This window comes from Glaciecola sp. HTCC2999, assembly GCF_000155775.1.
Classification (GTDB): domain Bacteria; phylum Pseudomonadota; class Gammaproteobacteria; order Enterobacterales; family Alteromonadaceae; genus Opacimonas.
In genome coordinates this window covers 549823-560309 of the sequence record NZ_DS989810.1, presented here as the reverse complement: position 1 = coordinate 560309, position 10487 = coordinate 549823, and the positions used below count along the sequence as shown (strand labels likewise).

11 protein-coding genes are annotated in these 10487 nt (G+C 40.7%); 9 read left to right on the top strand and 2 right to left on the bottom strand.

What is annotated here, in order from left to right:
- From ffh to tyrA, 7 genes are all read left to right on the top strand, one after another.
- A partial coding sequence (gene ffh, locus G2999_RS11635; RefSeq protein ID WP_010178351.1) for a signal recognition particle protein occupies nucleotides 1–1216 on the top strand: 1216 nt, incomplete at its 5' end.
- Between the two features lie 129 nt (nucleotides 1217–1345).
- On the top strand, nucleotides 1346–1597 hold the full coding sequence (rpsP, locus tag G2999_RS02425; RefSeq protein ID WP_010178349.1) for a 30S ribosomal protein S16: 252 nt from the start codon (nucleotides 1346–1348) through the stop codon (nucleotides 1595–1597).
- Between the two features lie 35 nt (nucleotides 1598–1632).
- A complete protein-coding gene (gene rimM / locus G2999_RS02420; RefSeq protein WP_010178347.1) occupies nucleotides 1633–2154 on the top strand; it encodes a ribosome maturation factor RimM in 522 nt (173 codons plus the stop codon).
- Nucleotides 2154–2918 carry a tRNA (guanosine(37)-N1)-methyltransferase TrmD gene (gene trmD / locus G2999_RS02415; RefSeq protein ID WP_010178345.1) on the top strand — a complete coding sequence of 255 codons (765 nt, stop codon included), beginning with the start codon at nucleotides 2154–2156 and terminating at the stop codon, nucleotides 2916–2918. The genes rimM and trmD overlap by 1 nt, the downstream gene beginning before the upstream one ends.
- An 18-nt stretch (nucleotides 2919–2936) precedes the next feature.
- Nucleotides 2937–3296, top strand: coding sequence for a 50S ribosomal protein L19 (gene rplS, locus G2999_RS02410; protein ID WP_010178344.1), 360 nt, complete (start codon nucleotides 2937–2939; stop codon nucleotides 3294–3296).
- 280 nt (nucleotides 3297–3576) lie between these two features.
- Entirely contained in the window at nucleotides 3577–4665 is a 1089-nt protein-coding gene (locus G2999_RS02405; protein ID WP_010178343.1) for a 3-deoxy-7-phosphoheptulonate synthase, read from the top strand.
- A gap of 6 nt (nucleotides 4666–4671) precedes the next feature.
- Nucleotides 4672–5829 carry a bifunctional chorismate mutase/prephenate dehydrogenase gene (gene tyrA, locus G2999_RS02400; RefSeq protein WP_010178342.1) on the top strand — a complete coding sequence of 386 codons (1158 nt, stop codon included), beginning with the start codon at nucleotides 4672–4674 and terminating at the stop codon, nucleotides 5827–5829.
- Nucleotides 5830–5971: 142 nt separating this feature from the next.
- Here tyrA and pheA read toward each other — a convergent pair whose 3' ends face one another.
- Together pheA and G2999_RS02390 are read right to left on the bottom strand one after the other, a co-directional pair.
- A complete protein-coding gene (gene pheA, locus G2999_RS02395; RefSeq protein ID WP_010178341.1) occupies nucleotides 5972–7159 on the bottom strand; it encodes a prephenate dehydratase in 1188 nt (395 codons plus the stop codon).
- A gap of 171 nt (nucleotides 7160–7330) precedes the next feature.
- Nucleotides 7331–7648 carry a translation initiation factor gene (locus G2999_RS02390; protein ID WP_010178340.1) on the bottom strand — a complete coding sequence of 106 codons (318 nt, stop codon included), beginning with the start codon at nucleotides 7646–7648 and terminating at the stop codon, nucleotides 7331–7333.
- Nucleotides 7649–7867: 219 nt separating this feature from the next.
- On the opposite strand from G2999_RS02390, the gene G2999_RS02385 reads away from it, so the two are divergent.
- Both G2999_RS02385 and G2999_RS02380 read left to right on the top strand, forming a co-directional pair.
- The gene (locus G2999_RS02385; protein WP_010178338.1) at nucleotides 7868–8896 is read left to right on the top strand and encodes a Fe(3+) ABC transporter substrate-binding protein; all 1029 of its coding nucleotides are present in this window, start codon (nucleotides 7868–7870) and stop codon (nucleotides 8894–8896) included.
- Nucleotides 8887–10485 (top strand): ABC transporter permease subunit, encoded by a 1599-nt coding sequence (locus G2999_RS02380; protein WP_010178336.1) that lies wholly within the window; start codon nucleotides 8887–8889, stop codon nucleotides 10483–10485. Before G2999_RS02385 ends, G2999_RS02380 begins: the two co-directional genes overlap by 10 nt.
- The last annotated feature ends 2 nt before the right edge of the window (nucleotides 10486–10487 follow it).

Sequence of the window (10487 nt, the reverse complement as noted above, 5' to 3'; positions counted from 1 at the left end):
GACCCGCAATGAATCGTTAAATCTTGCCGCTCAACCTCCTGCTGTCGTCATGATGGCCGGGCTACAAGGTGCGGGTAAAACAACCTCGGTCGGTAAACTTGCCAAATTACTCAGTGAACGAGAGAAGAAAAAAGTACTCGTGGTCAGTGCCGATGTATACCGTCCAGCAGCGATTGAGCAGCTTAAGACACTTGCTAATGATGTAGGTGTAGAATTCTTTCCTTCTAACATCATGCAAAAACCAATTGATATCGTTAATGACGCGATTGCGCATGCTAAGAAACAATTTGTCGATGTACTTTTAGTTGATACTGCCGGTCGTCTTGCTATTGATGGCGAGATGATGAATGAGATTAAAGCATTGCATGCTGCGGTTAAACCGGTAGAAACATTATTTGTGGTTGACGCCATGACGGGTCAAGATGCCGCTAATACAGCTAAAGCGTTTGATGAAACATTACCACTAACGGGTGTAATTTTAACCAAAGCTGATGGTGATGCGCGTGGTGGTGCGGCATTGTCAGTACGTCACATTACCGGCAAACCAATTAAATTTATTGGTATGGGTGAGAAACTAGATGCCTTAGAACCGTTCCATCCAGAACGTATGGCTTCTCGTATATTAGGTATGGGCGACGTCCTGAGTTTAATTGAAGAAGTCGAACGTAAGGTTGATAAAACCAAAGCGGAAAAGCTGGCAAAGAAAGTTCAAAAAGGTAAAGGTTTTGATTTACAAGACTTTAAAGAACAGCTTGAACAGATGCGAAATATGGGCGGCATGATGTCGCTGATGGATAAAATGCCAGGCATGGGGAATATGTCTGCGCAAATGAAAGATAAAGCGAATGATAAACAGTTTAATCAGTTTGAGGCGATCATTAATTCGATGACGCTAAAAGAGCGTGAGCGTCCTGAGATAATTAAAGGTTCACGTAAAAAACGCATTGCTGCAGGTTCTGGGATGCAAATCCAAGACGTGAATCGCTTACTTAAACAATTTACCCAAATGCAGAAGATGATGAAAAAGATGTCTGGTGGTGGCATGGGTAAAATGATGAACAAAATGAAAGGCATGATGCCTCCTGGCGGCGGTATGCCACCAGGGATGGGTGGTCCAGGCGGCCTTCCTCCGGGTATGGGCGGTCAAGGCGGTATGCCTGGCGGTGGCGCGAACCCATTGAGTAATCTCTTCAAAAACGTAAATAACCCTCATTAAACCTTGCTTTTAGCCTTATTAAGCGTATAATTTGGCGTCCTTGAAAATTGCGTGTTATGTTTTTCATAGTGCGCAATGGATAGGATAAATAAGTTAACAGGTAACGCTACAACGAGTTTAGAGGCATATATGGTTACTATTCGTTTACAGCGTGGTGGCGCGAAAAAGCGTCCATTTTATCAAGTAGTTGTTGCAGACAGTCGTCGTGCACGCAACGGTAAGTTTATTGAGAACTTAGGTTTCTTCAATCCAACTGCACAAGGTCAAGCAGAGCGTTTACGCTTAGACCTAGAGCGTGTTGCATATTGGACAAGCGTAGGTGCATCACTATCTGACCGTGTTGCAAGCTTGGTAAAAGAAGCTAATAAAACAGCGGCTTAATCACACGATTTCGCAACTGAATTAACGAGGTATAGATGAGTCGAGCATCTGAGACAGTGATTATTGGCAAGATTGGCGCACCTTATGGTGTCAAAGGTTGGGTCAAGATCAACAGCTATACTGATGAAAAAGCTGGAATTTTTGATTATGTACCGTGGATTATCGGGGCAGGTCAACATTTTCAGGTTGCTCAATGGCGCACCCATAGTAATTCGTTGGTTGCTAAGCTTGAGGGAATCGATGACCGAGACAGTGCAGAACGCATTAAAAACTTGGACATTGCAATTGAGTCTTCTCAATTACCAGAGCTAAGCGATGATGAATTTTATTGGCGTGATTTGATGGGTATGCAAGTGGTGACTGAAAAGGGCTACTCGCTAGGTACGATTAAAGAGATTTTTGCCACTGGTGCAAATGATGTCATGTTAATCAAAGCTAATACCAACGATGCTTTTGGGCAAAAGGAGAGGATGTTACCTATTTTGTTTGACCAAGTGGTGAAACAGATAGATAAACCCTCAGCTACCATCACTGTGGATTGGGATCCAGCATTCTAATGACACAGCGATTTAGCATAGTGACTTTATTTCCTGAAATGTTTTCAGGTTGTTTGTCACAAGGTGTGATGGGGCGTGCGGTTAAATCAGGGTTAGTAGAAGTAGATTTTTACAATCCGCGTGATTATACCCATGATAAACATCGTACTGTGGACGATCGGCCTTACGGCGGTGGTCCTGGCATGTTAATGATGGTGCAACCTCTTACAGATGCAATCAACGCGGCGAAAGCATGCGCTGATGAAACACATACAGTGGTCTACTTATCCCCACAAGGGCGCAAGTTGAACCATCAAGGTGTTGCAGACTTAACCCAACGGGGTCACTTAATATTAGTGGCAGGTCGCTATGAAGGCATTGATGAGCGCGTCATAGACGCATTAGTTGATGAAGAATGGTCGGTCGGAGATTTTGTGTTAAGCGGGGGAGAAATCCCAGCAATGCTGATGATGGATGCCATTACACGGTTAGTTCCAGGTGTGTTGGGACATACACAGTCTGCACAGCAAGATTCATTTGCTGAAGGATTGTTAGATTGTCCACACTATACCCGACCTGAAGTGTTAAATGGTCAGCAAGTTCCTGAAGTGTTGTTAAGTGGTAATCACGAAAAAATTAGGCAGTGGCGGTTAGAACAGTCGCTAGGGAGAACCTGGCAACGACGCCCTGATTTATTAAATTTGCTAGCTCTGACTGAGGAGCAGCATCAGTTATTAAAGGCTTATCAACATAAGCATACTGATCTGCAGCAAGATGACAGTTAACTAGATAATGAGGATATGATGAAGAAAGTAAATCAAGACATCATCAAAAAAATTGAGCAAGAACAGCTCAAAACTGACGTCCCAGCATTTGGTCCTGGTGACACAGTAGTGGTTAAAGTCCGTGTTAAAGAAGGCGAAAAAGAGCGTCTTCAGGCTTACGAAGGTGTTGTAATCGCCAAGCGTAACCGTGGCCTACACTCAGCTTTTACCGTACGTAAAATTTCTTCTGGCGAAGGTGTGGAACGTGTTTTCCAGACTCACTCACCACAAATCTCTTCTATTGAAGTGAAGCGTCGTGGTGCAGTTCGTCGTGCGAAATTGTATTATCTACGTGAGCGTTCAGGTAAATCTGCACGTATCAGAGAAAAGCTTAATTAATTTTAATTCAGCGTTACTCCTTAACTTATTCGTAAAAGCCCGCTTACCTAGCGGGTTTTTTTGTGCTTTTTAACACTTATCAAAACTATTCTAGATTAAGACTTGCAACTAGGTTTAAAAATTGTTAAAAAGTCAATAGTCATGCAGTGTGCAGCTATTTTGGTGTAACGTAAAGTATACACTCTCCTGTCGCAAACACCCATAAATATAAATGACCACCCTCGTATTCATTACAGTTGTATTAACTGTGTTTATTAGTTTTTATTGAGAATTACAATTCATGTCAAATCAAGTTACCGATAATCTTCATGTATCTTCTGAAGAAGTGCTTATTACACCACAAGCTTTAGCTGAAAAATTACCTGTCAGTGACGCTTCTCTACAAGTTATTCGCCAATCTCGTCAAATTATCTCTGATATTGTGCACGGAAAAGATCATCGCTTACTGGTGGTATGTGGTCCATGCTCAATTCATGATGTAGAAGCAGCAAAAGAATATGCGCTGAAATTAAAAGAATTACACGAATCATGTAAAGATACTTTATATATCGTTATGCGCGTCTACTTTGAAAAACCAAGAACGACTACGGGTTGGAAAGGTTTGATTAATGATCCGAATATTAATGACACATTTGATATTGAGAACGGCTTAGCGAAAGCTCGTGAACTATTAATTTGGTTAGCTGAACTTGAGATACCTGTTGCTACTGAAGCGCTTGATCCTATTTCTCCACAGTATTTAGCTGAGTTATTTGCTTGGTCTGCAATTGGTGCACGTACTTCTGAGTCGCAAACTCACCGTGAGATGGCCAGTGGCTTATCTATGCCTGTCGGTTTTAAAAACGGTACTGACGGTTCATTAGGCATCGCGATCAATGCACTGCAATCGGCCGCATCGGGTCATAGTTTCATGGGCATTAATAAACAAGGTCAAGTCAGTATTATTAAAACTCAAGGTAATCCTGATGGTCATGTCATCTTACGTGGTGGAAAAACACCTAATTACGATTCTGTTTGTGTTGCGGATTGTGAAGCTGAATTAGAAGCGGCTAAATTACCAGCAAGCTTAGTCGTTGATTGTTCTCATGCTAATTCGTCAAAAGACTACCGTCGTCAACCTCTAGTAGCTCAAAACGTGGTCAATCAGATTTTAGAGGGTAATCAATCTATCATTGGTATTATGTTAGAAAGTCATTTAAATGCAGGTAATCAATCTAGTACTGGTAAAACACCAGCTGAACTAGAGTATGGTGTATCGATTACGGATGGTTGTATTAATTGGGATACGACAGCGCAGTTAATTAATCAAACCAGAGAAAAGTTGATTACTGTATTACCAATGCGTATGCAAAAGCGTGAGCAAGTTTAATTACATATGAGTAATGAATTAAACGGCAATGATCCGAATGAGCAGTTAGCTGGATTACGTGACCAAATCGATGAGCTAGATCAGCAGCTGGTCGATTTACTTGCCAAACGCGCTTTAGTGACTACCAAGGTGGGGCAAATTAAATCACACACAGGCATGCCAACTTATGTGCCTGAGCGTGAAGCTCAACTTATCCAGTCCCGTCGCCAACAAGCAGAAAAAGCCGGAGTACCACCTGATCTGGTTGAAGATTTACTTCGTCGCATCATGCGTGAATCTTATTTAACTCAGAATTCTGAATATCGCTGTGCAACGGTAAAAGGCACCAAAATTGCGGTGATTGGTGGTAAAGGTGCATTAGGCAAACTTATTGTTAGTTTATTTGAACGCAGCCATTATGATGTCTTAGTGATTGATAAGGATGAATGGCCAGATGCTCAGCGTTTACTAGCGGGGGTGAAGCTTTGTTTAGTGGCGGTACCCATTAAACAAACTATCAATGTTATAAAAACACTTACTTATTTAGATGATGATTGTGTCCTTGCGGATATTACGAGTGTTAAACATGGACCTTTAAACGCTATGATGGATGCTCATGCTGGTCCTGTCGTTGGGTTACATCCAATGTTTGGTCCAGATTCACCGGGTATGGTCAAACAAGTTGTGATTGTTTGTCATGGACGAGGTGCAGCGCAATACGATTGGTTATTACAACAAATGACCACATGGGGAGCGCAGCTCCATGAAAGTGATGCCAGTGTTCATGATGCTGATATGGCCTACATTCAAGTGATGCGACATTTCACTAGTTTTGTGTACGGTGCACATTTACACGCAGAAGATCCAGATCTTGCGTCTTTGATTGCTCATAGTTCACCGATTTATCGTTTAGAATTGGCTATGGTAGGGCGATTATTTGCTCAAGATCCAAATTTATACGCAGATATCATTTTTGATAATCCACAAAATTTAGCATTGTTGAAGCGTTTTAGAACTCGATTTGATGAAGCTATTGCGTTATTTGAAGCGAATGATAAAGCACAATTTGTGGAACAATTTGCCCATATAAGTAAATGGTTTGGTGATTACGCCAAAACCTGCTTAGTGGATAGCAAACAGCTTCTATTGAAAGCGGATGACGATAGGATGTTACGTAAAAAGTAAGTTGATAATACTCAGATGCTATTGACTATTTAAATCTAAGATTCATCGCAAAAAAAGCCCTTCAATGAAGGGCTTTTTTGTTTAATACAGCAGCTAACAATGGATATAAAAACTCACTGACTATTTCACTTGTTGAGGGTTTTTATGTTAATTCATTAAGTGCCTGCACAGCAGATACTGCAGTAGGTTTAATTTCTTCTGATGGATAGCAACCAAGGACTTTACAGAATCGCGTAGCGCCTTTGAGTTGTTTAATCGCTTGTTGCATTTTGCCATCTTGAAGATTTCCTTCGATATCCAAATAAAACATTTCTTCCCATGGATTTCCATTGATTGGGCGTGACTCGAGTTTCGTCATATTCACGTCATTGTCTTTTAGTACCATTAATGCGTTGACTAAGGCGCCTGGTGTCTGTGTTGTCGCCATAACAAGTGTGGTTTTTGCCGGTATTTGTAATGGTACTTCCACAGGGTTTTGAGCAACGACAATAAATCGGCTATGATTTTCTTTTTGGTTGGCAAGGTTAGACTCTATTGCGTTAAGACCGTATAACTTACCACCAGCTTCACTTCCTATCGCTGCGACATCTTTGCGTTGTAGCTCATTAACAATGAGCATGGCCGCAGAAGTACTATCAGCAGGTTTGACTTCAATATCGGTTAAATTAGCTAAGAAATGAGAACATTGAGAAAATACTTGAGGGTGAGCATAAAGTACTTTTATTTGACTTAATTCCGTATCTGATGCAACGAGTAAGGCATGCTTAACCGGGTGTGTTAGCTCACCAATGATACTTAAACGTGTATGTTGTAATTGGTCGTACACTTCATTAATACTGCCTGAAGACGTATTCTCAATAGGTAGCACTGCATAATCTGCTTGATTTGATTCTACTTTTTGTATGATTTCGCCAAAACTATCACAGCCTATTTCATGCAATTCGCCATCACGTCGAGAGAAGTATTTCTGGGTGGCCAAATAACTGTATGAACCTTTATCACCTAAAAAAGCAACACGATTGAGCGGTGTGACATTATTCGGATTAGCTTGGGCTGATAACATGGCTTGTTGATTTAATACAGAATCTTCAATAATCACATGAAATAGTTTTGTCACATAGTGTGCATTTAATCCTAGTTTTTGACCTTCCTGAATTAGCTTAACTAATAGTTGCTCTTCACGTTGAGGATCACGAACATCAATTTGATTTTTGATTTTAGTACGTGCAACTTCATTAGTGAGTTGTTGACGTTGTGCAAGTAACTCAAGTAATTTAGCATCTAATTCGCTAATAGCGGTGCGAACAGAAGAGAGAGGGGCGCTGGTCATGCGGTTTCCTAAAACATAAAAAAACCTCCACTTTGGAGGTTATTTAAAGATAATTTGATTGTAAACCGACCCATCTAAAAGTCAATGGTAACATGGTCCTATCTGTTACTCAGTAGCGAAAGTGTATACATTTCCTTGGGGCTGAAATCGCAAAATGACATCGCTAGCGGTTTATCCACCTGCTAATTTTACGGTAAACCCTTTGGCGGTGAGTAATGTCTGTAATTTTTCTCGCACATCACCTTGGATCTCGATGTTATTTCCTTTGACTGAACCTCCACATCCACACTGTTTTTTCAACAATTTACAGAGTGCGGCTAAATCGTGTTCTTGGGGATTTATCCCATCAATAACTGACATGCCTTTACCTTTTCGACCTTTGGTCTCACGGCGAATCCTGATAATGCCATCACCAGAGAATGTTGGTTCAGTGGGTTCAGTTGTATCTATTCTACCGATACCGGTGCTGTAGACTAGTTTATCACTCATTTATTATAAAACCTTGGTAAGACTTACAGATAGGTAAATCACTGTTTATTATATGTATGGGAGATTGAAAATATCCGAACCTATTATACATAAATTTCTATCTGCACTACATATGGCATTTAAGATAGCTATATAAATAGATAAATAGTCTTATATGCTATTGAGAATTATTCTCAATACCGTTATTATCTAAGCGAATCAATTATTCAGGATACTTGTGTGAAAAAGATCGCCTCCCTTTATATTCTCAGCCTGTTATGCACGCCTCTTTGGGCTGCAAATCTTTCTGCGGATAACCGCATTGTTGAGAGTGAATTAAATATCTATTCAGCCCGTAAAGAAGCATTAATCAAACCGCTTCTGGATAAATTCTCAGCGCAGTATGATGTTAAAATTAATCTTGTTACGGGTAAAGCTGATGCATTACTGGCACGTGCAAAGAGTGAAGGTAAGTTTTCTCCAGTCGATATCATTATTACTACCGATGTGGGGCGACTTGCCAGAGCAAAATCTCAATCACTTACTCAACCTATCACCGCGACATTACCTGATTATGTCACGTTAAAAGATCAAGAAAGTCATTGGGTTGCACTCACCACTCGTAACAGACCTATCATTATTAATCCATTGACTGTTGATGCTGATAGCATTACTTCGTATGAAGATCTGATTAAACCTGAGTTTAAAGGTCGTGTCTGCATACGCTCGTCTTCAAATATTTATAATCAATCTTTAGTCGCTGCTATGTTAATCCAAAAGGGTGAGGCACAAACTCTTGCTTGGTCTAAAGGTATGGTTGAAAACTTTGCCCGTCGTCCTAAAGGTGGGGACCGAGATCAAATTAAAGCTGTCGTATCCGGCGTATGTGATATTGCGGTAGCAAACACGTATTATTTAGCTGCGATGCGCAATGCAGATGAAACAACACAAGCGATTGCGAATAAGGTAAAAGTTATCTGGCCGAACCAATCCAACCGTGGTGTTCACCTTAATATCTCAGGTATCTCTGTGGCAAAACATGCGAAAAACACGCTTGCAGCTAACTTATTGATTGAATATATGCTGCAAAAAGACGCACAGTCCTGGTATGCCAACACCAACCACGAATATCCAGTCGACCCCAGTATAGAATGGTCTGACACTTTAAAAGCGATGGGAACTTTTAAACATGAAACTATCGAATTAAATCAAGTCGGTGAGCTCAATGGACAAGCGCTACGCATTATGGATAAAGCGGGTTGGCGATAATTATTAGTAAATGGCGTGAACTCGATCGCTGGTTTTTTATCGGGGCCCTAATAAGTGTTCTTTTAGCCCTGCCGGTATTGGCGATCTTATTATCTTACTCAAGTTTGTCTGCAGATTTATGGGGACATCTTGTCGACACCACATTAGCTGAATACTTAACAAACAGTGTATTACTTACATTAGGTGTAGGGTTTGGCAGTATGCTTCTTGGTGTAACGCTAGCATGGTGTGTGACTCAATATTCATTTTGGGGACGAGGTGTTTTCGAATGGGCATTATTGCTGCCTCTCGCAATGCCAGCTTATATCATGGCATATACCTACACGGGGATGTTTGACCAATTTGGTTGGTTTGACAGTCGCTCACTTATAGGGGCCATAACATTTATGTCCTTAGTGTTATATCCCTATGTATATATTCTCGCAAAAACTGCCTTTTCTTCACAACAACGAACATACCAAGATGCAGCCGCCTCGCTGGGTGTGACGCATGCGCAATATTTTTTCAAAATCGCCTTACCAATAGCTCGTCCGGCTGTATTTACAGGCATGGCACTGGCAATGATGGAAGCCTTAGCTGATTATGGCACTGTGGCATATTTTGGTATCTCTACGTTTACTACAGGGATTTTTAGAACGTGGTTTGGTATGGGGGAAATGCAGTTAGCGAGTCAATTAGCCGGTGCATTAGCCTTATTTGTGTTGCTCGTTTTAAGTTTAGAAAAGTATAGCCGAAAAAATATGCGTTTTTATCAAACCCAAACGCCTGCCAAAGATAATACCATCAACACCTATACCAATACTGAAGCAACGCCATTTATATCCCCTTTATTAATGAGTGTCGGGTGTTTCAGTGTGTTGGCCATTGCGTTTATTATTCCTGTGTTGCAGCTCTGTGTTTGGGCTTGGGATTATATTGATATATCGATGATGGATGAATATCTAACGCTGGTATCCAATAGTTTTCTATTAGCATTTAGTACGAGCCTGTTGATTATCGTATTGGCATTGCTATTAAGTTATGCTCAGCGATTTTCTACTCATCCTCATGTCAGTGGCCTTACTCAGTTTGCTGCATTGGGATATGCAATCCCAGGTACAGTCTTGGCGATAGGCGTATTACAGCCATTAGGTTGGCTAGATGAGCAAATTAATGTGGTTTGGGTATTCTTATTTGACGAATATATTGGCTTGGTATTTTCAGGCACATTTGTGGCCTTGATATTTGCGTATTGCGTTCGTTTTTTGAGTGTTGCATTACATAATACACAAAATGGTTTAGAGCGAATTAAACCGAATGTTGATGATGCTGTTTTGAGTTTAGGCTTAGGGCGTTATCGAATATTTAGTCGTATACATCTACCATTATTGAAAAAAAGTATTTTGGCAGCTGGGATCCTGGTATTTGTCGATGTGCTTAAAGAATTACCTGCCACATTAATTTTACGACCATTTAATTTTAACACCTTAGCTGTAAAAGCATTTGAATATGCAACTGATGAGCGTTTGTTGGCGGCCGCATTACCATCAGTAACGATTGTATTAGTAGGGATTATCCCTGTCATTTTATTAACCCGAGCTATGAAGTAGGG